22 protein-coding genes and 1 tRNA gene are annotated in these 22,811 nt (G+C 65.6%); 13 read left to right on the top strand and 10 right to left on the bottom strand.

All coding sequences use genetic code 11. From position 1 onward, the window contains the following. Positions 1-143: 143 nt before the first annotated feature. A complete protein-coding gene (locus LCM4577_RS00200; protein WP_071069822.1) occupies positions 144-1,163 on the top strand; it encodes an LLM class flavin-dependent oxidoreductase in 1,020 nt (339 codons plus the stop codon). Between the two features lie 34 nt (positions 1,164-1,197). Here LCM4577_RS00200 and LCM4577_RS00195 read toward each other — a convergent pair whose 3' ends face one another. Both LCM4577_RS00195 and LCM4577_RS00190 read right to left on the bottom strand, forming a co-directional pair. Beyond that, positions 1,198-1,524: a multidrug efflux SMR transporter gene (locus LCM4577_RS00195; RefSeq protein WP_071068918.1), complete on the bottom strand. Its 327-nt coding sequence runs from the start codon at positions 1,522-1,524 to the stop codon at positions 1,198-1,200. Further along, the gene (locus tag LCM4577_RS00190) at positions 1,521-2,165 is read right to left on the bottom strand and encodes an FMN-dependent NADH-azoreductase (RefSeq protein WP_071032366.1); all 645 of its coding nucleotides are present in this window, start codon (positions 2,163-2,165) and stop codon (positions 1,521-1,523) included. The genes LCM4577_RS00195 and LCM4577_RS00190 overlap by 4 nt, the downstream gene beginning before the upstream one ends. 104 nt (positions 2,166-2,269) lie before the next feature. Here LCM4577_RS00190 and LCM4577_RS00185 point away from each other — a divergent pair, with 104 nt between their 5' ends. The 5 genes from LCM4577_RS00185 (at position 2,270) to LCM4577_RS00165 (ending at position 7,848) form a co-directional block, all read left to right on the top strand. Then, entirely contained in the window at positions 2,270-3,130 is an 861-nt protein-coding gene (locus LCM4577_RS00185) for a LysR family transcriptional regulator (protein ID WP_198541010.1), read from the top strand. Positions 3,131-3,216: 86 nt separating this feature from the next. Continuing rightward, complete coding sequence (locus LCM4577_RS00180; protein WP_083354585.1) at positions 3,217-4,182, top strand: sugar ABC transporter substrate-binding protein; 966 nt, start codon at positions 3,217-3,219, stop codon at positions 4,180-4,182. Between the two features lie 132 nt (positions 4,183-4,314). After that, positions 4,315-5,814, top strand: a complete 1,500-nt coding sequence (locus LCM4577_RS00175; RefSeq protein ID WP_116389942.1) for a sugar ABC transporter ATP-binding protein — start codon at positions 4,315-4,317, stop codon at positions 5,812-5,814. Beyond that, entirely contained in the window at positions 5,811-6,827 is a 1,017-nt protein-coding gene (locus LCM4577_RS00170) for an ABC transporter permease (RefSeq protein WP_071068912.1), read from the top strand. The genes LCM4577_RS00175 and LCM4577_RS00170 overlap by 4 nt, the downstream gene beginning before the upstream one ends. 22 nt (positions 6,828-6,849) lie before the next feature. Next, positions 6,850-7,848 (top strand): LacI family DNA-binding transcriptional regulator, encoded by a 999-nt coding sequence (locus LCM4577_RS00165; RefSeq protein ID WP_071068910.1) that lies wholly within the window; start codon positions 6,850-6,852, stop codon positions 7,846-7,848. Between the two features lie 206 nt (positions 7,849-8,054). On the opposite strand, the gene LCM4577_RS00160 is transcribed toward LCM4577_RS00165, so the two are convergent. Both LCM4577_RS00160 and rocF read right to left on the bottom strand, forming a co-directional pair. Continuing rightward, the gene (locus LCM4577_RS00160; protein WP_071032361.1) at positions 8,055-9,113 is read right to left on the bottom strand and encodes an ornithine cyclodeaminase; all 1,059 of its coding nucleotides are present in this window, start codon (positions 9,111-9,113) and stop codon (positions 8,055-8,057) included. 2 nt (positions 9,114-9,115) lie between these two features. Continuing rightward, positions 9,116-10,048 carry an arginase gene (gene rocF, locus LCM4577_RS00155; protein WP_071068908.1) on the bottom strand — a complete coding sequence of 311 codons (933 nt, stop codon included), beginning with the start codon at positions 10,046-10,048 and terminating at the stop codon, positions 9,116-9,118. Between the two features lie 131 nt (positions 10,049-10,179). On the opposite strand from rocF, the gene LCM4577_RS00150 reads away from it, so the two are divergent. Together LCM4577_RS00150 and LCM4577_RS00145 are read left to right on the top strand one after the other, a co-directional pair. After that, on the top strand, positions 10,180-10,620 hold the full coding sequence (locus LCM4577_RS00150) for an Lrp/AsnC family transcriptional regulator (RefSeq protein WP_040987948.1): 441 nt from the start codon (positions 10,180-10,182) through the stop codon (positions 10,618-10,620). 166 nt (positions 10,621-10,786) lie between these two features. After that, the gene (locus LCM4577_RS00145) at positions 10,787-11,083 is read left to right on the top strand and encodes an adenylate cyclase (RefSeq protein ID WP_244508185.1); all 297 of its coding nucleotides are present in this window, start codon (positions 10,787-10,789) and stop codon (positions 11,081-11,083) included. Between the two features lie 96 nt (positions 11,084-11,179). Here LCM4577_RS00145 and LCM4577_RS00140 read toward each other — a convergent pair whose 3' ends face one another. Together LCM4577_RS00140 and LCM4577_RS00135 are read right to left on the bottom strand one after the other, a co-directional pair. Beyond that, complete coding sequence (locus tag LCM4577_RS00140) at positions 11,180-11,563, bottom strand: hypothetical protein (RefSeq protein ID WP_071068906.1); 384 nt, start codon at positions 11,561-11,563, stop codon at positions 11,180-11,182. Between the two features lie 1,073 nt (positions 11,564-12,636). After that, positions 12,637-12,711, bottom strand: a tRNA-Gly gene (locus LCM4577_RS00135). A 278-nt stretch (positions 12,712-12,989) separates the two neighbouring features. Here LCM4577_RS00135 and LCM4577_RS00130 point away from each other — a divergent pair. From LCM4577_RS00130 to LCM4577_RS00115, 4 genes are all read left to right on the top strand, one after another. Further along, positions 12,990-13,484, top strand: a complete 495-nt coding sequence (locus tag LCM4577_RS00130) for a prolyl-tRNA synthetase associated domain-containing protein (RefSeq protein ID WP_041010111.1) — start codon at positions 12,990-12,992, stop codon at positions 13,482-13,484. 103 nt (positions 13,485-13,587) lie between these two features. After that, complete coding sequence (gene trxA / locus LCM4577_RS00125) at positions 13,588-14,580, top strand: thioredoxin (RefSeq protein WP_071032411.1); 993 nt, start codon at positions 13,588-13,590, stop codon at positions 14,578-14,580. Positions 14,581-14,849: 269 nt separating this feature from the next. Next, a complete protein-coding gene (locus LCM4577_RS00120) occupies positions 14,850-15,521 on the top strand; it encodes an LON peptidase substrate-binding domain-containing protein (protein ID WP_071068904.1) in 672 nt (223 codons plus the stop codon). Between the two features lie 14 nt (positions 15,522-15,535). Continuing rightward, complete coding sequence (locus LCM4577_RS00115; RefSeq protein WP_040987952.1) at positions 15,536-15,781, top strand: Trm112 family protein; 246 nt, start codon at positions 15,536-15,538, stop codon at positions 15,779-15,781. Between the two features lie 274 nt (positions 15,782-16,055). On the opposite strand, the gene LCM4577_RS00110 is transcribed toward LCM4577_RS00115, so the two are convergent. Genes LCM4577_RS00110 through LCM4577_RS00100 form a run of 3 tightly spaced genes read right to left on the bottom strand, consistent with a single transcriptional unit; the run spans position 16,056 to position 21,794 of the window. Beyond that, positions 16,056-19,388, bottom strand: coding sequence for an error-prone DNA polymerase (locus tag LCM4577_RS00110; protein ID WP_071068902.1), 3,333 nt, complete (start codon positions 19,386-19,388; stop codon positions 16,056-16,058). Further along, positions 19,385-20,860 (bottom strand): DUF6504 family protein, encoded by a 1,476-nt coding sequence (locus LCM4577_RS00105; RefSeq protein WP_071068900.1) that lies wholly within the window; start codon positions 20,858-20,860, stop codon positions 19,385-19,387. Before LCM4577_RS00105 ends, LCM4577_RS00110 begins: the two co-directional genes overlap by 4 nt. Then, positions 20,802-21,794 (bottom strand): ImuA family protein, encoded by a 993-nt coding sequence (locus tag LCM4577_RS00100; RefSeq protein WP_071032353.1) that lies wholly within the window; start codon positions 21,792-21,794, stop codon positions 20,802-20,804. The genes LCM4577_RS00105 and LCM4577_RS00100 overlap by 59 nt, the downstream gene beginning before the upstream one ends. A 182-nt stretch (positions 21,795-21,976) precedes the next feature. Between LCM4577_RS00100 and LCM4577_RS00095 the strand changes: the two genes are divergently transcribed. Then, on the top strand, positions 21,977-22,414 hold the full coding sequence (locus LCM4577_RS00095; RefSeq protein WP_040987958.1) for a metallopeptidase family protein: 438 nt from the start codon (positions 21,977-21,979) through the stop codon (positions 22,412-22,414). Between the two features lie 167 nt (positions 22,415-22,581). On the opposite strand, the gene LCM4577_RS00090 is transcribed toward LCM4577_RS00095, so the two are convergent. After that, positions 22,582-22,788, bottom strand: a complete 207-nt coding sequence (locus LCM4577_RS00090; protein ID WP_040987961.1) for a DUF1737 domain-containing protein — start codon at positions 22,786-22,788, stop codon at positions 22,582-22,584. Between the last annotated feature and the right edge of the window lie 23 nt (positions 22,789-22,811).

Here is a 22,811-nt window from a genome sequence, read left to right as displayed (position 1 = left end):
GAAGGGCGGACCGAACATTTCGAGGAACTCATTGACGGTCTGTATCCATTCGGTGTCCGTTGTATCGCGGCGCTGGCCTGGCTATCTGCTGGAGCAACAAGAAGTTTAAGCGGCCGATGGGCCGCTCCAGCAGGAATGGAGCCATGAAGAAGATCGGATTTCTGTCGTTCGGGCATTGGTCGCCCTCGCCGCAATCGGGCACGCGCTCGGGCGCCGACGCGCTGCTGCAGTCGATCGACCTTGCGGTCGCGGCCGAGGAACTCGGCGCCGACGGCGCCTATTATCGCGTCCACCATTTCRCCCGGCAGCTCGCCTCGCCCTTCCCGCTGCTTGCCGCGGCGGGCGCCAAGACCCGGCGTATCGAGCTCGGCACCGCCGTCATCGACATGCGCTACGAGAACCCGCTCTACATGGCCGAGGACGCGGGTGCTGCCGACCTCATCGCCGGCGGGCGTTTGCAGCTCGGCATCAGCCGCGGCTCGCCCGAGCAGGTGATCGATGGCTGGCGCTATTTCGGCTACGTGCCGGAAGAGGGCAAGACCGACGCCGACATGGCGCGCCGGCACGCCGAGATCTTCCTCGACCTGTTGCGCGGCGAAGGTTTCGCCCAGCCCAATCCGCGGCCGATGTTCCCCAACCCGCCCGGCCTGCTCAGGCTGGAACCCTTCTCGGACGGCTTGCGCGAGCGCATCTGGTGGGGCGCAGCGACCGACGCCACCGCGGTGTGGGCGGCCAAGCTCGGCATGAACCTGCAGAGCTCGACGCTGAAATTCGACGAGAGCGGCGAGCCGCTGCATGTCCAGCAGGCCAAGYAGATAAGGGCTTACCGCGCCGCCTGGAAGGAAGCCGGCCACACGCGGGAGCCGCGCGTCTCGGTCAGCCGCAGCATCTTCGCCATCGTCAACGACATGGACCGCGCATATTTCGGCGGCAGCGAGGGCGAGGACCATTTCGGCTATATCGAGCCGGAGAAGCGCGCCGTGTTCGGCCGCACCTATGCCGCCGAGCCGGACAAGCTGGTCGAGCAGCTGAGAGAGGACGAGGCGATCGCCGAGGCCGACACGCTGCTGCTCACCGTGCCCAATCAGCTCGGCGTCGACTACAACGCCCATGTCATCGAGTCGATCCTGAAGCATGTCGCACCGGCGTTGGGCTGGCGGTGACGAGCAAAGTTAGGGAAGGCGCCGCGTGCCTTCCCTACGAGCTTACCTTCAGCCCCACCACGCCCAGGATCGTCACCGCCGCGAAGGTGAGCCGCACGGCGTCGGTGCTTTCGCCGAAGAACACGATGCCGGCGACCAAGGAGCCGACGGCGCCGATGCCGGTCCATACGGCATAGGCGGTGCCTAGCGGCAGGACGGTCAGCGCCTTGGTCAAAAGCGCGATGAAGACGACCAGGAGCACCAGCGAGACCACCGCCCAGAGCGGCTCGGTGAACCCGGCCGATTTCTTGGTCGCGAGCGCCCAGGCGACGTCGGTGATGCCGGAGATGACGAGAAACAGCCAGGCCAGCGACGGGCTCATGCGAGCCTCGCGGCGAAATCGGCGGCCAGGCGCCGCAACTCGGCCTCGGCTCGCCTGACACCGGCTTCCACCGCTTCGGGCTGGCCGATGGTCGGCGAGACATGGACGATCGACGCATCTTTCAGGCCGATAAAGGCAAGCGCGGTGCGCAGATAGGGTGTCGCCAGATCCGGGCGTCCGTAGCTGGGACCTTCGGTGAAGTCGCCGGAGGTCGCCATCAGCACGGCGGTCGGCCGCGCGCTGAGCAGCGGCGCGTAGCCGGTCGCCGGGTTAAAGGAGAAGCTCAGGCCCGGCTGCGTGACCAGGTCGAACAGATGCTTCAGTCGGTAAGGGACGCCGAGATTCCACATCGGCGTCGAGATCAGGACAGCGTCTGCCGCGTCGAGCCTTGCCACATAGTGGCCGATCAGCGTCCAGGCGCGGCTCTGCGCGTCTGTCTGCGGCATGCCGGAAAGCCTGGCGTATTTGGCGTCAATCGCAGCGCCGTCGAAGCTCGGCAGGATGGCGGTCCAGATGTTGAAGTGGTCGACTTCCACCTTCGGCAGCCGCTCTTTCAGCTGCCCGAGGAAATTGTCGGCGGCTTTGCTCGACCAGGAACGGTCGGCGCGTGGYGAGGCCTCGATATGCAGGATGCAGCTCATGTGTTCTCCCGAGCAGGCTGGTTCGTCTCCGGAGCGCGATATATATTCGCGGCAATGCGAGCGCATTGAGCAATTCTGTTATTCTCATTCGCATGGATGCGAAAATGATCGACTATGACGATGTGCGGCTGGTGGCGGCGATCGCGGCGGCGGGCGGGGTGCGCGGTGCGCAGGTGAGGCTCGGCACTCATATCGCGACGATCTACCGGCAACTGAGGGAGCTGGAGAAGCGCACCGGCGGCACGCTGTTCGAGCGTCTCGGCGACGCGCTCGTGCCGACCGGCAGGGCGGAGCCCTTCCTCGATGCGGCGGAGGAGCTGCGCGACCGACTTGCCGAGGTCGAGCGGCGCGTGGCGGCGCAGGACGACCGGTTGGTCKGGCCGCTCAATGTGACGACCGCCGATACGCTGCTCGACATCGCCTGCGCCTGCCTGAAAGCCTTCGGCGAGGCCCATCGCGGCATCGCTCTGTCGCTGGAGGTGAACAACAGCTTCGCCGATCTCGGCCGGCGCGAGGCCGACGTCGCCATTCGTCCGACGCTGACGCCGCCCGAGATGCTGGTCGGCCGGCGCGTGGCGCGGTTTTCCTACGCCGTCTATACGGGGAATAAATCGTCGGAAGGATGGATCGGCTTCGACGCGCCCCTGTCCGCCCTGCCGGCGGCGCGGTGGCTGAAGGCGAATGTGCGGGAGGACGAGATCCGGCTGAGGGTCAACAGCCTCACGGCGGCTGCGGCCGCCGCCGAGGCCGGCTGGGGCAAAGCGCTGCTGCCGGATTATCTCGGCGCGGCGCGGCGGTTGTCGCGCGTCAGCGAAACGGTCGAAGAACTCGCCTCGGAGCTGTGGGTGCTCTATCACCCGGACCTGAAAGGCAATCCAAGAGTGCGGGCGTTCAGTGACTTTTCGGCCAAGTGGCTGAAGATGCGGCTGAACGCGGCCGACCCTCCAACCGGCGGCCCTCGCTGATATTGACACTTGGCAAATTCCGGCTCTACCTTGGCGCGTAATCGGTTACGTAACCGATTACGGCTCAATCAAGTGGAGGGAGACTAATGAGCAAGATTTCGAACACGCACGGGCTTGGCCCGCTCTCGCGGCGCGAGTTCCTGAAGACCAGCGCCTTGGCTGCCGGCGCGCTGGCTCTGCCGCTCGGTCCGGCCTTTGCCGCCGACAAGCCGAAGGTCGGGCTGGTGATGAAGTCGCTGGCCAACGAGTTCTTCAAGCAGATGCAGGCCGGGGCGGAGGAGTATGCGGCGAAGAACAAGGACAAGTTCGATTTCGCCGCCGTCGGCATGAAGGACGAGCGCGACTTCGCCGCCCAGGTCGACGCGATCGAGAACTTCATCACCCAGAACTACAACATCATCGTCGTGGCGCCGGCCGATTCAAAGGCCATGGTCACGCCGATCGCCAAGGCGCTGAAGGCCGGCATCAAGGTCATCAACATCGACGTGGCGCTCGACACCGAGGCCAAGAAGAAGGCCGGCATCGACCTTGCCTTCTTCGGCCCGGACAACCGCGCCGGCGCCAAGCTCGCCGGCGATGCGCTCGGCAAGGCGCTGGGCAAGGGCGGCAAGGTCGTCATCCTCGAAGGCAACCCGGAAGCCGACAACGCCAAGGAGCGCAAGCTTGGCTTCGACGATTCGGTGAAGGAGTACGGCCTCGACCTGCTCGATTCCAAGACCGCGCATTGGGAGACCGAGGAAGCCAACACGCTGATGACCAACTTCCTCACCCAGCATCCCGACATCCAGGGCGTGATGGCGGCGAACGATTCGATGGCGCTCGGCGTCGTCAAGGCGATCGACGCGGCCGGCAAGTCGGGCCAGATCAAGGTCGTCGGCTTCGACAATATCCCGGCCGTCGGCCCGCTCTTGAAGAGCGGCAAGATGCTGGCCACGGTCGAGCAGTATGGCGCGCAGATGGCGGCCATGGGCATCGACTACGGCCTGCGCGAGCTTGCCGGCGAGAAATTCTCCGGCTGGGTCAAGACCGATATCAAGCTGATCACCGCATAGGCGAGTTGGGCGCCGGCGCTCCCTTCCGGCGATCCGCTTCGTCTCTCTCGTCACCGCCGCCGACAGTTCCGGCGGCGGTGACGGAGCGCCGCTATCGCCGCTGACATGCGCGATTTAGGATTCTGCCTGCCCATGGATGCGATTCTCTGCCTTGAAGGGGTCGGAAAGATCTTTCCCGGCGCCGTCGCGCTGAGCGACGTGTCGCTGTCGATCGCGCGTGGCGAGACCCATATCATCCTGGGCGAGAACGGCGCCGGCARGTCGACGCTGATCAAGCTGCTCGCCGGCATCTACCAGCCGGATTCGGGCAGGATCGCCTTCAACGGCCAGCCCTACCAGCCGAAGACGCCGCATGACGCGCAGCAGAGCGGCATCCGCATCGTGCACCAGGAGCTGAACCTTTTGCCCTATCTCAGCATCGCCGAGAACCTGATGCTGGAAAGCCTGCCGCGCCACGCCTTCGGCATCGTCAACCGCAAGGCGCTCAACAGCCGCGCCGTGGCGTTGCTGAAGGAAGTCGGCCTCGACATCGATCCGCGCATACGGGTCGAGGCGCTGGGCGTGGCGCAGATGCAGCTGGTCGAGATCGCCAAGGCGTTGAGCTACGACTCCAAGCTGCTCGTGCTCGACGAGCCGACGGCGACGCTGACGCCGCCAGAGATCGAGCGGCTGTTTTCCATCATCAAGCGGCTGAAGGCCCGGGGTGTCACCATCATCTACATCTCGCACCGGCTGCACGAGGTGTTCGAGATCGGCGACCGGGTGACCGTCTTGCGCAATGGCCGACTGGTCGCGACGCGCGATCTCGAGGGCCTTAGCGTGCCCGATTTGGTCCGCATGATGATCGGCCGCGACATCGCCGACGAATATGGTTTCGATGCTTCGATCGTGCCGGGCAAGATCGCGCTCAGCGTCGCCAATCTGAAACGCGATGCTTCCACCCCGGACATCTCCTTCGCCGTGCGCCATGGCGAAATCCTCGGCGTCGCCGGACTGGTCGGYAGCGGCCGCACCGAAGCGATGCGCGCTTTGTTCGGCGCCGATCCCAAGCTCGACGGCGTCGTCGAGATCGACGGCAAGCCGGTGGCGGTCGCCGCGCCCAAGGATGCGGTGCGGCATGGGCTCAGCCTGCTCACCGAGGACCGCAAGGGCCAGGGCCTGCTGCTCGACATGGCCGTCGACAAAAACATCACCATCACCGATCTCGGCAAAGTCTCGCACAACGGTCTGCTCAACCGCAGGGCGGAGGCCGCGGCCGCCAACGATCTCGTCGGCCAGCTCCGCGTCAAGGCAAGCTCGATCGAGCAGGCGGTGCGCAATCTCTCCGGCGGCAACCAGCAGAAGGTGGTTCTGGCCAAGTGGCTGTTCCGCGGTACCTCGACGCTGATCCTCGACGAGCCGACGCGCGGCGTCGACATCGGCGCGCGGCGCGAGATCTACCAGCTTCTGTGGATGCTGGCGGCGCAGCAGAAGGGCATCATCATGGTGTCGTCCGACCTGCCCGAGTTGATGGGCATGTGCCACCGCATCATCGTCTTTTCCAGGAACAAGATCGTCGGCGAGGTGCCGCGCGCCGAATTCGACCAGGAGCGCATCCTGTCGCTCGCCTATCAGGAGTATGTGCGACCATGAGCGAGACGTCCGAGATAGTCGTTTCGGCGCCTGTTTCCCCCGGCCGGGCAAAATTCCTGCGCTTCCTGGTGCGCGATGCCGGCGTGCTTTTGGCGCTGGTGCTGATCACGCTGTTCTTCTCGGCCACCGCGCCTTATTTCGCCACCTCCGGCAACGCGCTGAAGATCTTCGTGCAGATCGCCATCAACACGGTGCTGGCCGCCGGCATGACCTTTGTCATCCTCACCGGCGGCATCGACCTTTCGGTGGGCTCGGTGCTGGCGCTCTGCACGGTGGTCGGCGCCACCGTGATGATAAACGAGAGCCTGTCGCCGACGATCGCGATCACGCTGGCGCTGCTCGCCTGCATGGCGACGGGCGCCGTCTGCGGCTTCCTCAATGGCTGGATCTCGACGCGCTGGAAGATACCGTCCTTCATCGTCACGCTGGGCATGCTCAACATGGCGGCTGGCGCGGCGCGCGTCGTCAGCGACAATTCCACCATCACCGGCCTGCCGCAGAGTTTCGTCGATTTCGGCAACCTGATCATCGGCGGCTTCCTGCCGTCGATCTTCCTGGTCGCGGTGCTGGTGATCGCGGCCGGCTGGTTCGTGCTGCGCTTCACCGTCTTCGGCCGCATGATCTTCGCCGTCGGCACCAATGACGAGGCCGTGAGGCTGTCGGGCCACAATCCGGATTTCTACAAGGTCGCCGCCTTCACAATCAGCGGGCTCACCGCCGGCATCGCAGCCATGGTCTATCTCCTGCGCCTCAACATCGGCAGCCCGATCGCCGGCATCGGCTACGAGCTCAACGCCATCGCTGCCGTCATCATCGGCGGCACCAGCCTCAGCGGCGGCAAGGGCTCGATCATCGGCACGCTGGTCGGCGCCTGCAWCCTGCAGGTGCTTTCCACCGGATTGCAGCTGCTCGGCGTCGGCGACAATTTCAAACCCATCGTGATCGGCCTTGTCATCGTGCTCGCGGTCATCCTAGACGCGTACCGGGAGAGGCTGCTGCGGAGGATCCGCTAAGGGGCACCAGGGGCTGAAGGCCATGACGACGATTGCTGATGTCGCACGCCACGCGGGGGTGTCCGTCGCCACCGTCTCGCACGTGATGAACCATACGCGCCATGTCGAGCCGGAAACGGCCGAGCGCGTGCGCGCCGCGATCAGCGCGCTGCGCTACAGCCCGAACTCGGTGGCGCGAAGCCTCAGGCGCGGCGAGACCAAGACCATCGGCCTCTTGCTGCCCGACAATTCCAACCCGTTCTTCGCCAGCGTGGCGCGCCAGATCGAGGATGCCGGATTCGTCTCCGGCTACACGGTGATCCTGTGCAACTCCGACGGCAATGCCGAGAAGGAGGAGCGCTATCTCTCGGTGCTGATGGCCAAGAAGATCGACGGGCTGATCTTCGCCGGCTCGTCCGACCACGCGCGGGTGTTCGCCCGCCTGCTGCCCAGCGTGCCAGCGGTGCTGCTCGACCGCGAGATCCAGTCGGTCAATGTCGATTCGGTGCTGGTCGACCATGAGCATGGCGGCTACCTCGCCGGCAAACACCTGGCCGGGCTTGGTCACCAAAAGATCGGCGTCATCGGCGGGCCGCGCGATTCCAGCTCCAGCCCCGCCCGCCTGCGCGGCTTCGTGCGGGCGCTCAAGCAAGCGGGTCTCGACCTGCCGGCCTCGTCGATCGTCGATTCCGACTATCATTTCGCAGGCGGGCGCTTGGCGATGGAACAATTGATGGCGCAGGCGCCGGACATCACGGCGCTGTTTGCCTGCAACGACCTGATGGCGATGGGCGCGCTGACCGTGCTGCGCTCACGCGGATTGCGGGTTCCCGACGACATCTCGATGGTCGGCTTCGACGACATTCCCTATGCCGTCACCACCTGGCCGCCGCTGACGACGATCGCGCAGCCGGTGGAGAAGATCGGCACGCGCGCGGTGAGCCTTCTGCTCGAGAGGTTGGGCGAGCCGGCGGCGCCGTCAAGGCGCGAGGTGCTGGCGCCGGTGCTGGTGGAGAGGGAGAGCTGCGCGGCGGTGGGGTAGTGGCGGCAATTGTCGACGCCGGCGCTGGCCCCCTCTCCGTCTCGGCGCTGCGCGCCGATCCACCTCTCCCCCGCTCTGCGGGGGCGAGGAAAACGCCAATCGCCGAGGGTGCGACCTTCGCAAGCTTGGGTTCCTCGCCCCCGCCGAAGGTGGGGGAGAGGTGTCCGCGAAGCGGACGGAGAGGGGGAGGCCCTATGCGATTGGCCTCACGCCGCTGGCTCCAAGGCCGCCCTCTCCAGCATGCCGAACAGGTCGCGCGGCTCGTCGGGGTCGGCGAGCAGGTCGAGCTCCTCATAGAGGCCGGTGGCCTGGAGCTGGTCGCGGACGTAGCGCAGCGCGGAAAAGTCTTCCGTGGCGAAGCCGACGCTATCGAACAGCGTGATCTGCTCGGGCGCCTTGCGCCCTTTAACCTTCCCGGTCATCACCTGCCACAGCTCGGTCACCGGATGGTCGGCGTCGAGCTGCTGGATCTCGCCCTCGATGCGCGTCTGCGGCGGGAACTCGACGAAGATGTCGGAGCGCAAGAGGATGTCGCGGTGCAGCTCCGTCTTGCCGGGGCAGTCGCCGCCGACGGCGTTGATGTGGACGCCGGAGCCGACCATGTTGTCGGTGAGGATGGTGGCGTACTGCTTGTCGGCCGTCACCGTGGTGATGATGTCGACGCCTTCGACCGCGTCCTGGCCGGCCGCGCAGATGGTGATGTCGAAGCCCTTGCCGGCGAGGTTGCGGGCGCATTTTTCCGAGGCCGAGCGGTCGATGTCGTAGAGCCGCAGCCTGTCGATGCCGAGCAGGGCCTTGAAGGCGACGGCCTGGAACTCGGACTGGGCGCCGTTGCCGATGATGGCCATGGCGCGCGAACCCTTGGGCGCCAGGTATTTTGCCGCAACCGCCGAGGTGGCGGCGGTGCGCAGCGCCGTCAGGATGGTCATTTCGGTCAAGAGCATCGGATAGCCGGAGCCGACATCGGCGAGCACGCCGAAGGCGGTGACGGTCTGGCGGCCTTCGCGCATGTTCTTCGGGTGGCCGTTGACATATTTGAAGCCGTACATCTTGCCGTCGCTGGTCGGCATCAATTCGATGACGCCGTCATGGCTGTGCGAGGCGATGCGCGGCGTCTTGTCGAACAGCTCCCAGCGGCGGAAATCCTCCTCGATATAGGCGGCGAGCTCGGTGAGGAAGCGCTCGACGCCGATGGCGAGCACGAGCTTCATCATGCGGTCGACGCTGACGAAGGGGACGATGGCGAGGCGCGAAGGCTGGGTCATGATCAGAGGCTTCCGGAATGGCTGCGGGTCGGGCGGTCCATGATGCGGCGGCCCATCAGGCTGGCGGTGAGGTCGACCATCAGGGTGGCGGTGCGGCCGCGCTCGWCGAGGAACGGGTTCAATTCGACCAGGTCGAGGCTGGAAACGAGGCAGCTGTCGGACAGCATCTCCATCACCAGATGCGCCTCGCGGAAGGTGGCGCCGCCGGGAACGGTGGTGCCGACGGCCGGCGCGATCGAGGGGTCGAGGAAATCGACGTCGAGGCTGACATGCAGCAGCCCGTCCTCCTGCTCGACGCGGGCGAGGAAGGCGCGCAGCAAGGGCGCAATGCCGTGCTCGTCGATGGCGCGCATGTCGTGCACGGTCACGCCTGCCTCTGCGAGCGCGCGGCGCTCGGCCGGGTCGACGCTGCGCAGGCCGAGGGCGCAGATGCGGGTCGGGTCGACCGCTTGCGGCAGATCCGGGAAATAGCCCTTGAAGCCGGCCTGGCCGCTGGCATAGGCGAGCGGCACGCCGTGCAGGTTGCCGCTGGTGGTGGTGTCCAGCGTGTGGAAATCGGGATGCGCGTCGAGCCACAGCACGAAGAGCGGCCGGCCGCGTTTGGCGGCGCGACGCGCCACGCCCGATACCGTGCCGGCGGAGATCGAATGGTCGCCGCCGAGGAAAATCGGCATGGCGTCCCGCGAAGCGGCGTAGGCGGTTTCGGCGATCGCCGCCGTCCAGGCGGAGATCTCCGGCAGCGCCTTCAGCGCGAGGTTGCCGTGCGCCACCGGGCGCGCCACCGCCTTCTCGACCGCGCCCCAGTCCTCGACCTCATGGCCGAGCCCGGCCAGCACCGAAACCAGCCCCGCCGTGCGCAGCGCGCTCGGCCCCATTTCGCATCCCATTCTGCCCGCGCCGTCCTGCACCGGCGCGCCGACGATCCTGCAGCGCATGATTTTCGTAGCCTCGTGATTGATTGGCTTGATTGGATCACCGACCGCTGGCGGTTTGAATAGGCGAAATTGGCATTTCGAGAAGAATGATTTATCATCCTGGACAAGCAATTTGATCGAAGTGGGCAATCATGGATGCGCTCGACGAAAGACTGGTGACGCTGCTCAGGCACGATGCGCGGCGCAGCGTCTCCGACCTCGCCGTCGATCTCGGCGTCTCGCGCGCCACGGTGCGGGCGCGCATGGAGCGGCTGGAAAAATCCGGCGAGATCATCGGCTACACGGTGGTGCTGCGCGCCGACGCGGTCGATCAGAGAATACGCGGCGTGATGATGATCGAGATCGAGGGCCACGCCGCCGACCGTGTCGTCAAGGCGCTGGGCGGCCTCGCCGAGGTCTCGACCATCCACACCACCAACGGCCGCTGGGACCTTGTGGTGGAGCTCGGCACCGCCACGCTGACGGATTTCGACGCGGTGCTGCGCCGCATCCGGCTGATTCCCGGCATAACGGGCAGCGAGACCAGCCTGCTGCTGGCGACGCCGCGGACGACGCGGGCAAGGCTGGCGTAGTTGCCGCGGCCCGTCGCGGCTTGCCGGCGGGCTCCGCTAGCCCATCACCGTTTCGTGAGAGCCGGGACGAATGACGTTCCAAGAGCGTTAACGGCGCATGAATGTCCGCCGGGTGCTCCAAAGACCCGAGCGCCCTCCTGAAATCCAATGCTTTTGGGAGACCATGATGAGACATCTCCTCACGCCGATAGCAACCAGCTTGTTCATAGCCTCAACCGGCATGGCCTTGGCCGCCAACGTCCACACCGTGACCGGAACGACGGGCCAGCCGAACCAAACCATCGGCACCCCCGAGACGGGCGATGCCACTCCGGGCCACGCCGCCCCCGCTCCGGGTTCGGCCTTCAACCCGGACGGCAACGCGGGAACGCATTACGCAGGCGAGCAGCCGCAGAATTCGAAGAACCCGAAGAGCGTGTCGCAATATGACGTGGCAGGGTTCCAGCAATCCCATAATCATTAGGCGACCGCATCAGCATTGTGGGCACGCCGCAGCACCGGTGTGAGGCCGGGAAAGGCTCATCACACCGGCAGCCGCCTTACCAGRAATGCAGGTTCGTCAGCCGTTCGGATAATAGCCGCCGTCCGAGCCGTCGCCCATATAGGTCCCTTGGCCGGTGGCATTCTGAAGCCGCTGATCCAGGTCGTTGATCTCTCCGATCGCCGAACGGCCCCCGGTGGGCTGGATGGCATCCGCCTGCCGCATCAGGTCGCGGGCCTTGTCCTCGGAGATCTTGCCGGCCTGTCTGGCGTCGCGGATACCTTGCTTCACGCCAAGCAGCTGCTGCGTGGCGGCTCTCGTTTCCGGGGTCGCCGGCACCGACGCCGTGGTCATGGTGTCGACCTGTGCCCTATGGTGGCGGTGCACGGCATAGGCGCTCGAAAGCGGTATGGCCGCGAAGATCGAGGCGGCCGCGATGATCTTTGGGATGAAAGAACGCATGATGACATCTCCTCGTGATGGAGGAAGCGGTAAATCCGCTTTTTCCGAAACGGGCCGTCCGGTCGCGTCGTGTCGCGGTGTTAGGCCATTCACCGCCGGCGGTTCTCGGCCCTGAAACGACATATAGAGGCCACCCCGGGCGTTCAAACGGAGGTGGAACGCAAACGTTATCCGATGTGATCGGGGGTTGAATCTTGGATGCACGACCGGCGCGGCAATTCCGCAAGCCCGGAGCGTTTCACCGTTTCACGGAGACCGCTGGACCACTCTAAGCCTCGGCTTAGACCATGAGCTCGCCTTGGAACTGGAGCGCGCTTCCGCCACACGCATAGAAGACGGAACAGAGTCCGACGTTTCCGGGTTGGGCCACTGACATATCGATAAAAGCTTTAAATAGCGAGAAAACGTAACCGATCGTGGTGTCGAGAGGAACTCATTGGCCTTGCCGGCGAGTTCTTCCGCTTCCTCGCGCGTCAGGCCAAGCAGCRCCCTGTCCGGTATCTGCGCCGGGCAATCGGACCACAGGTCATAAACCATCCATTGGCCGCACGGATCCTGTAAGGCTGTGAACCTCATGGCTGTTTTGCCAGCTCTTCGTTTTGACGCAATTCCGAAACGGAAAACCGCGCTCACGCCTTTCCTGGAATTGGTCTAAGCCCCAATATAACGACTTGCGGGAATGTGCCCCGCGAGACTGCCCAGCCGGATCAAGTCCGACACTTCACGCAACATATAGTTGTCCGGCGCCTGGCAAAAGAGGCTCTACAGTCCCTTCGGCTTGCGACTCAAGTCTGAAGGGCCGCGGATACTTTGCGGATGGCCGACGTGCCTGTTGAAGGAAAATATCGCGTGAACCATGTGCTTGATCCCTTTGCGGGAGATCCGTGGGTGGAAGCTACGGCAAAGGCGCCGAGCCTGATCGCTCACACTTTCCTGAACTTGCTCTGCCGGTCCTCGCCGACGGTTCCGCGCAACTCCGGAGCGCTTTGGGCCTGGGGCTGTTTGCGGTCCTAAACGCGAAAAAGCCGCGGAGGTCCGCGGCTTTTCGTTTGCTTGATCCTCTATGAGGAAACTGGAGCGGGTGAGGCGATTCGAACGCCCGACCCCAACCTTGGCAAGGTTGTGCTCTACCCCTGAGCTACACCCGCTCACGCGGCCTCGGGCCGCAAGCCGCGCCTATATGGCCGAAGAGCGCGGCGATTGCAACAGGGAAATGACGGTCTTTTTTGCAGTGAATTTCTCCCCCCGGCGACGGCCGCCTCGAAAGCATCGAAGTGGCGCGCAACCGGGCGGATCACGAATCCGCGCGCAAAGCCGCCCCCCGCCTTTCCCGAATTGCTCCTTTCCCGGAATTGCTTCGGCGGCCTTGCCCCGACGGCATTGTTGGCCGTAAACGGCATGATCTTGTTCGACCGCGCGAGGACCGATGCCGAAGACCGAAGCCGAGCTCAACGAATTTCTCGCCGATCTCGGCATTTCCGTCTCGACGGTCAGGCACCCGCCGCTGTTCACGGTCGCCGATTCGCAGTCCTTACGTGGCGAGATTCCCGGCGGCCACACCAAGAACCTGTTCCTCAAGGACAAGAAGGACAATTATTTCCTCGTCACCGTCGGCGAGGACGCCGTGGTCGACCTGAAGCAGATCCACCATCTGATCGGCGCCGCCAGCCGGGTGTCGTTCGGCAAGCCGGAGATGCTGATGGAGCTGCTCGGCGTCATCCCCGGCGCGGTCACCGTTTTCGGGCTGATCAACGACACGGAGGGCAAGGTGAAGGTTGTTCTCGACGAGGCGTTGATGGGCCATGACATCATCAACGGCCACCCGCTGACCAATGAGGCGACGACCTCGATCGCCGCCGCCGACCTGATCAGATTCGTCAAGGCAACCGGCCACGATCCTGTTATCTTGAAAGTCTCATAATCTTGAAAGTCAGGGCTTGATCGCCACATGGAAGGCGGTTCCGAAATCCGACAATGACGCGCCGGGCGCCGACGCCCGAGAGCGCGACCGAAAGGGCGACACGATGAGCGACAACAATCCGTATAGCGGCGCGTTCGGCGGCAATGGCGGCCAGTACGCCCAGACGGTGCAATATGGCGGCGGCGACCGCCCTAAGGTTTCGCTGGGCGACGCGCCGGCGGCGGCCGACCTGATCAAGGACACGACCACCGCGACTTTCGCTGCGGACGTCATCCAGGAATCGCGCCGCCAGCCGGTGCTGGTCGACTTCTGGGCGCCATGGTGCGGGCCCTGCAAGCAGCTGACGCCGCAGCTCGAAAAGGCGGTGCAGGCGGCCGGCGGCAAGGTCAAGCTGGTCAAGATGAACATCGACGACCATCCCTCGATCGCCGGCCAGCTCGGCATCCAGTCGATCCCGGCCGTCATCGCCTTCAAAGATGGACAGCCCGTCGACGGCTTCATGGGCGCCATCCCCGAAAGCCAGATCAATCAGTTCATCCAGAAGGTCGGCGGCAAGGGCGGCGGCGCGCCGCAGATCGCGGACGCGCTTGCGGCAGCTGCCGAGGCGCGCACGGCCGGCGACGTGCAGACCGCGGCCGACATCTATGAAGCGATCCTCGAGCAGGCGCCCGAGACGCTCGAGGCGATCGCGGGGCTGGGCGAGATCCTGTTCGACGCCGGCGACACGGAAGGCGCCGAAACCGTGCTCGCCCGGGCGCCCGAGGACAAGAAGGACGCGCCGGCGCTCGCCGCGCTGCGCGCCAAGATGACGCTGGCGGCGGAAGCGGCGTCGCTCGGCAATCCGGCCGAGTTCGAGCGCCGGCTTGCCGCCGACCCGGCTGACCACCAGGCGCGCTTCGACCTGGCGATGATCCAGAACGCGCGCGGCGAGCGCAATGCCGCCGCCGACAATCTGCTGGCGATCGTCAAGGCCGACCGGACCTGGAACGACGACGGCGCCAGGGCGCAGCTGTTGAAGCTGTTCGAGGCGTGGGGAATGACAGACGAGGCGACGCTCGCGGCACGCCGCAAGCTCTCGTCGCTGCTGTTCTCGTAATTCCAGGAAAACCCTTTCACACTTTTCCTGGAATTGCCTAGGCTTGTTTTCCGGGTGGAAGCCGAAGGTTTCCGGAGTTGCCCTCAAAGTTTTTTGYCGGCTGGCGCGGCCGGCGGGCTTGAGCGGCGGAGCGTCAGCGCCAGATAAGGGCAGGCCGGCGGTTCGCCGTTTCCATGAAAYGATGAAACGCTCCAATGGAAGACRGGTTGCCGGTGCGAGAGGAGATTGCTGGGTGATGCGCTTGCCGGCATTGCTTTGGGAGGGTCGCGGTGCGCGTCGGTAACGCACTCTATCGGCTGGCCAGGGATCTGCCGACGGCAATCCCGGTGTTCCCGCTCGCCGGGGCGCTGCTTCTGCCCGGCGGCCGCATGCCGCTCAACATCTTCGAGCCGCGCTACCTGCAGATGATCGATCAGGCGATGGCCGGCTCGCGGCTGATCGGCATGATCCAGCCGAGCCTCGACGGCGCGTTGYGCGATGACGGCGAGCCGGAGCTGTGCAGCGTCGGTTGCGCCGGGCGCATCATCTCGCTCGCCGAGACGGGCGACGGCCGCTACCTGATCTCGCTGCAGGGCGTGTGCCGGTTCCGCATCGTGCAGGAGCTTGCGGCAAAGACGCCGTTCCGGCAGTGCAAGATCATGCCGTTTCTCGCCGACCTCGAGGAAGACCAGGCCGCCGCCGAGGTCGACCGGCCGGCGTTGCTCAAGGCGTTTCGCGCCTATCTGCAGGCCAACGACCTCGAGGCCGATTGGGAAAGCGTCAGCCGCGCCGAAAACGGCATGCTGGTCAACGCGCTGTCGATGATGGCGCCCTATGGACCGGCCGAGAAGCAGGCACTGCTGGAAGCGCCGGACCTGAAGACGCGCGCCGAGACGCTGATCGCCATCACCGAAATGACGCTGGCGCGCGAGGATGATGAGTTTGGGTCCAGTCTACAGTAGGTTGGGGTGATCTCATGGCGGACGGACGTGACGGACGAAAAGCCGAGGTCGATCCGAAGCTTCTTGAATTGCTCGCCTGCCCRCTGACCAAGGGGCCGCTGACCTGGGATCCCGAGCGCAGCGAGCTGGTCTCGCGCGTCGCGAAGCTCGCCTATCCGGTGCGCGACGGCATCCCCATCATGCTGCCTTCGGAGGCGCGCACGATCTCGGCCGAGGACATGCTGGCCCCACCGTCGCCACGGCTCGGCGGGCCTTCGTAGAGAGCGGCTTATAGGTGCAGCGCGACGTAAGTTGGCGATCCTTCGCGCCCCCCTCTGGCCTGCCGGCCATCTCCCCCACAAGGGCGGAGATTGGCAGCTTCGGCGCCTTGCGTATCCTGCAACGTTGGCGATTGGCGAAAGCCGGCGTGACATCTGATCTCCCCCCTCGTGGGGGAGATGTCCGGCAGGACAGAGGGGGGCGCTGTCCCGCCGACATCAAAGTTGTGCGTCGTAACGGCACACGCAATCGGGCGTCTGCCTCCCCCGTGCCGTCCTACTGAAAATTCCGCCCCTTGGGCATGACCTGTCGCGCGGCGCTCGATAGGGTCGCGACGTCCTGATGGACCGGCAGGCCACGGCTTGCGGCGGATCCAACCGGCCGTTCGGCGGGATTGTGCTCGATGACCGGGCGATTGGCGGACTCCAGCAGCACGCTCAGCCAGGAGGTCAAGTCCTCGATCCTGTCGGCGACGATGTGGATGACGTCCGATTCATGCTGCAGCTTGCCGGTGACGCGGATGAAGCGCGCGCCCATCACCACCGAGCGGAAACGGTCGAAGACGCGCGGCCAGATGATGACGTTGGCGATCGATTTTTCGTCCTCCAGCGTGAGGAAGATGGCATTGCCCTTGCCGGGACGCTGGCGCACCAGCACGAGTCCGGCGACGGAGACGCGGCGGCCGTCGCGTACCGATGGCAGGCGGGCATTGGGTGTGACGCCGGCGCGATCCAGCTTTTCGCGCAGGAAGGCGACGGGATGCGCCTTCAGCGACAGGCCGAGCGAGCGGTAGTCGTGCACGACATGCTCGCCGAGCGGCATTTTCGGCAGTTTCGTTTCCGGCTCCAGCTCGCGCAGGCCGAGCGAGGGCCGGTCGAACAGCGGCAATCTCTCGGCAGCACTCTTGCCGTCAAGCGCCCGCACTTCCCAGAGCGCCGAGCGGCGGTCGAGGCCGATCGAGCGGAACGCGTCCGCCTCAGCCAATCTTTCGATCTCGCCAACATCGAGGCCGGAGCGCAGCCAGACATCCCTGACCGACCGATAGCCGTCGCCGCGCTGCGCGACCACGGCGTCCATGCGCTCTTCGGACAGGYCCTTGATCTGGCGGAAGCCGAGCCGCACCGCATGCGCCGTCCGGATCACGCCGCGCATCGAGGCGTGGCGCTCGAGGATGCGGGACGGATCGAAGGCCGACTCTTCCAGCGTGCAATCCCAGACGGAATGGTTGACGTCGACCGCGCGCACCTCGACGCCATGGTCGCGCGCATCGCGCACGAGCTGCGCCGGCTGGTAGAAACCCATCGGCTGGGCGTTCAGGATCGCGGCGCAGAAGACATCCGGGTAGAAGGTCTTGAACCAGCAGGAAGCATAGACCAAGAGCGCGAAGGACGCGGCATGGCTTTCGGGAAAGCCATATTCGCCAAAACCCTCGATCTGCTTGAAGCAGCGCTCGGCGAATTCCTTTTCGTAGCCCCTGCCGACCATGCCGTCGATCATGCGTTGGCGGTAATTGCCGATCGTGCCGGTGCGCTTGAAGGTCGCCATGGCGCGGCGCAACTCGTCGGCCTCGCCCGGCTGGAAGCCGCCGGCGACAATGGCGATCTTCATCGCCTGTTCCTGGAACAGCGGCACGCCCAGCGTCTTGCCGAGAATCTCCTTCAGCTCCGGCTTGGGATATTCAGGCTTTTCCTTCTTCTGCCGACGACGCAGATAGGGATGCACCATGTCGCCCTGGATCGGACCGGGCCGCACGATGGCGACCTCGATGACGAGGTCGTAGAAATTCTCCGGCCTGAGACGAGGCAGCATCGACATCTGCGCGCGCGACTCGATCTGAAAGACGCCGAGCGTGTCGGCTCTCTGGATCATGGCGTAGACGCGCCTGTCCTCTTCGGGAAGGGTTGCGAGCACATAAGGCCGTCCAAACGGATCCCGCGCTTCCGGGTAATGATCGGTGAGCAGGGTCAGGGCGCGCTTCAGGCAGGTCAGCATGCCGAGCGCCAGCACGTCGACCTTGAGGATCTTCACCGCATCGAGGTCGTCCTTGTCCCACTCGACCATCTTGCGCTCGTCCATCGCCGTCTTGACGATGGGCACGACCTCGTCGAGCCGGTCGCGGGTGATGACGAAGCCGCCGACATGCTGGGAAAGGTGGCGGGGGAAGCCCATGATCTCATTGGCGCGCTCCAGAACCTGACGCGACAGCGGATCGGCGCGGTCGAGGCCGCCGGCATTGGCTTCCCTTTCGCCGAGCTCGGAGGTCGACCAGCCCCAGATGGTGCTGGACAGCGCGCTGCGGACGTCCTCCGACAGGCCCATGGCCTTGGCCACCTCGCGCAGCGCCGAGCGGCCGCGATAGCTGATCACGGCGGCGGCCAAGGCGGTGCGCTTGGCGCTGTATTTCTCATAGATGTAGGCGATGACGATATCGCGTTTCTCATGCTCGAAGTCGACGTCGATATCGGGCGGCTCGTTTCGCTTTTCGGAGATGAAACGTTCAAAGAGCGTGTCGATGCGGTCAGGACCGACTTCGGTAATGCCGATGCAGAAGCAGATGATTGAATTGGCGGCCGAGCCGCGGCCCTGGCAGAGGATATTCTGGCTGCGGGCATATTTGACGATGTCGTAGACGGTCAGGAAATAGCGCGCATAGTTCAGCCGCTCGATCAGCGCGAGCTCGCTGTCGATGCGTTTCAGCACATCCTCGGGAACACCGGCCGGATAGCGCCTAGCCGCGCCTTCGCGCGCCAGCCTTTCGAGCTCGGCCTGCGGTTCCAGTCCGGATTCGGTCGGCTCGTCCGGATAATTGTATTGGAGGTCGCTGAGCGAGAAGGTCAACTCGTCGGCGAAGCGCAGCGTCTCGGCCAGCGCTTGYGGGTGACGGCGGAACAGGCGCGCCATCTCCAACGGCGGCTTCAGGTGGCGCTCGGCATTGGCGGCCAGCTCCAGCCCGACCTCGGAAACCGGCGTGTTGAGGCGGATCGCGGTGAGCACGTCCTGCAGCGGGCGGCGATCGGCGGCATGGTAGAGCACGTCGTTGGTCGCCATCAGCGGGACACGCGCATGGTCGGCCATCGCCGCCGCCTGCTCGATACGGAAGCGGTCGTTGCCGCCATAATCCGGCGCTACGGCAAGGCGGAGCGCCATGCCGAAGCGATCCTTAAGCCGGCTAATAAATTCCAGATTGCCTTCCGCGCCACCGGACAGATCGGGCAGGATCGCCAGCGACATTCGATCGCCCCATTCGAGCAGGTCGTCAAGCTTGAGCAGCGTTGCGCCCTTCTCGGTCTCGTCGCGCAAATTGGCCTGGGTGAGCATGCGGCAGAGATGCCCCCAGCCCTGGCGGTCGCGGGGATAGGCGAGGATGTCCGGCGTGCCGTCGCCGAACACCAGGCGGCAGCCGGGATGATAGGCCATCTTCTCCACCTTGGCCTGCTGCCAGGCGCGCACGACGCCGGCGACCGTGTTCCTGTCGGCAAGGCCGATCGACGAAAAACCGTAGAATTTCGCCGTGACCACCAGCTCCTCCGGCTTGGAGGCGCCGCGCAGGAAGGAGAAATTCGAGCTTATGCCGAACTCGGCATAGGGGATGGCGGTCAGCGCGTTCATGCGAACACCCCATGCATGTACCAGCGCGGCGGTGCGGCCTGGGGCGCGCTGCTGTAAAGACCCTGGCGGTAGAGCCAGTAGCGGCGCCCTTCGCTGTCCTCGATGCGGTAATAGTCGCGGGTCGGCGTTTCCTCCTCGCCGGGCAGTTGCCGCCACCATTCGGCGGCGATGCGTTCAGGGCCTTCGGCGCGGGCGACGCGGTAGAGCGCGCGCCGCCAGCGGAAATTCATCGGCGGTCCCTCGGGGATCTCGGTCGCCGGCACCTCGATCGGCTCGGGCGAGCGGAACAGGCGCACCGGCCGCTCCGGCGGATAGACGGTCATCGGGGGCGCCGCCCGGCCGGCCGCCGGCGCGCGCCGTTGCGGCGCTTCGGCGAAAGGCACTGTCTTGACGGCGCGTTCCGGCAGATGGCTTTCGACGACAACGGGTTTCAAAACGGCGGCCTCGCCGAGGCGGGCGCGAACGCGGTCGGCGAACAGCGCGATGTCGGCGTCATCATCGTCGGCCTCGCCGGTCAGGTCGCCCTGGGTCAAGTCGAAGGCGGCGACCGACAGCACGGACAGCCGCACGAGGTCGAAGCCGAAGCCGGCGTCGATGCTCTGCTCCAGCGCGGTCAGCCGCTCGTGGAACAGTCTTTGGATCAGTCGCGGCTCGCGCATCGGACGCGAGGTGCCGACGGCGATGCGGCTGACGGCGCCGTCGACGCGGAAGAGAAGCAGCGCCAGCGTCCTTGCGCCTTCGCCGCGGCGCTCGAGATCGGTCTTCAAGGCGATCGCCAGCCGGCTCACCAGCCGCTCGATGTCGTCGGTGAGCATGACCGGCTCGGCAAGATGGCGCTCGACCGAGAGCGGCGCGACGGGAAGGCGCGGCGACACGGCCTCATCGAGACGGCCGAGCGCCTGGTCGAGGCGCAGAAGAAGAGAGGCGCCGAAGCGGCGGGCGAGCGGCGCGCGGGGTGCTGCCATCACCGCGCCGGCGGTGCGCAGGCCCACACTTTCCAGGCCGGTACGGGTCTCCGGCGCGATGCGCAGCGCCGACAGCGGCAGCGGCGAAAGCAGCGCCTCCTCCTCGCCGCCGGCCACGATGCGGTCGCCATGGAAGCGCGCTGCCGCCCAGGCGGCGCCCGGCGTGGAGGCGAGGCCTGCGCGGACATCGAAACCCTGCTGGAAGAAGCGGGTGAGAATCTCGTCCTGCATGGCGCGCTCGCCGCCGAACAGATGCGTGCAGCCGGTGACGTCGAGGAACAGCCCGTCCTCGGCGTCGATCGCCACCAGCGGCGTGTAGCGGTCGCACCAGTCGGCAAGGCCTTCGAGCAGGCGGCGGTCGGCTTCCGGGTCGGCCTCGACCACATCGATCGAAGGATGCATGGCGCGGGCATCGGCAATGCCCATGCCACGCTTCAATTTGAGCGCCTCAGCCCGCTCGTCGAGGGCTGCGATGCGCTGGGTGTTGTTGTCGCGATGGCTGATCACCAGAGGCAGATGATGCGAGGGCCGGGAACGCCAGGACCGCCCCAGACGCTGACGCAGGATCCGCTCCGCGCTGAGATGCGGGAACCACAGCGACAGAATTCTCTGTTCTTTCTGCAAAAGCGTGCTCATTTGGGTTCCACTCCAGTGTGAATTGTCCGGGCAGGGCCGTGCGGCTCTTGCCGATATCGACTTTGAAGGCGGGGCGGCCGATCGAGCCGGCGAGCGGCCCGGCGACCGTCTCGCGGCTGGCCGCCGGCGCTGCCGAAACGATGAGGCGCACAGGGGCGGCGGTGGGGTCGGCCGCGCCGGCCTGGCGCAGCAAAAGCACCGGCCTGCCGGCATTTTGCGCCCGCGCGTGCAACCGCCGCGTGGCGGTGAGGTCGAGCCGTTGCGGACTGCCGCGGATCTCGAGGATGACCGCGGCGAAGGCGGTCATGCGGGCGGCCTCCTCGGCGATCCACAGCGCGTCGAGCAGCTTCGGCGCCTCGGAAAACAGCAATTGCTCCGGCTCGATGCCGAACAAAGCGTGAAGGCCTCTGGCATAGGGAAGGCCTGCCTCGTGGAAGATTTCCGCCGTGCCGACCCAGAGAATCGGCAGGCCCTGCCTTTCCTTGAGGATCAGGCTCACGAGCGACAGCGCGAAGCCGGCGACGGTGCCGGCATCGCGGGTCTCCAGGCCATGGATCTCGCTGAGCGCCGCCCTGGGCAGGCCGCCGCCAAGGGCGGTGTCGAGGCGTTCGATGCCGGTGCGCAGGAAGGCGTCCGCCGCAGCCACGGCGAGGCCACGCCGGACAAGCGTCATGTCCAACCTGGCAGCATCGAGAGGCGCGCCAGGCGCCGGCGCCTGCAGGCGCTCGGGCAGCGTTCCTTCGATCTTCGCGATCTGGCGGCGCAGGGCAAAAACAGTGTCCCGCGCCACGGCGCTCATCGCCATGACGTTCACTTCCGCAGCAATTGTTCCTGTTATGTTCTTATAGATTCCAGAGGGCCCCGGAAGAGTCAAGCGGAGTCACAAGGAATTTATTCCTTCACTCTTTACCCTCGGGAAAGCCCGCCAGCCGGCTCATTTGCCTCTATCGGCGCGAAAGCCTATATGCCTGGATCAAAGGACATTTCATGGCCCGCATCTACAAGACCCGCACCTGGCACGACCAGCTCTCGCCGTCGATGGACGAGATGGAGCTTCTGGCGCTGGAGACCTATGCCCATCTGCCGGAAGAGTTCCGCCAGCTCACCGGCGAGATCGTCATCCAGATCGCCGATTTTCCGACCGACGAGATCATGGACGACCTGTCGCTGGAGACGCCCTTCGACCTGCTCGGCCTGTTCGAGGGGCGCGGCATCGCCGAGCGCTGGAACCCGCAGACCGGCGAGGGGCCGAACCGCATCACGCTCTACCGCCGCGCCATCCTCGACTACTGGGCCGAGAACGAGGAGACGCTGGGCGACATCGTCACCCATGTGCTGATCCACGAGATCGGCCACCATTTCGGCCTGTCGGACGATGACATGGAGCGGATCGAGGAGGCGGCCGAGCAGGCGGCAGCGGGCTAAAGCACCTCGTCATCCGCATCGTTCTTCGCGGCGACTCCCCCTCATCCGGCCGCTTCGCGGCCACCTTCCCCGGTGGGGAGAAGAGGTTGGCGCCGGCGCCGACCGCCTCCTCTCCCCTCGGGGAGAGGTCAGCCGAGCGAAGCGGAGGCTGGGTGAGGGGGCGTCGCCTACCAGTCGCTGAGCTTGGTGTCGGCCGTGTATTCCTGGCCTTCGACATCCTTCACCACGGCCTGGCCGCAGCGCATCGACTTGGTCTTCTTGTCATAGGCGTAGGTCGGCGAGCCGAACAGGTGCCAGCCCTTGTTCAGCGCCGCCGTCACCTTGTGGCAGAAGGTGGCGTCGTCCGGGCCGGTGAGGAAGCGGTAGAGTTTCATGGATCTGTCCTGTCGTGCCTAAG

Source organism: Mesorhizobium sp. LCM 4577 (genome assembly GCF_001854795.2).
Lineage (GTDB): Bacteria > Pseudomonadota > Alphaproteobacteria > Rhizobiales > Rhizobiaceae > Mesorhizobium > Mesorhizobium plurifarium.
This window is presented reverse-complemented; position numbering and strand designations above follow the sequence as displayed.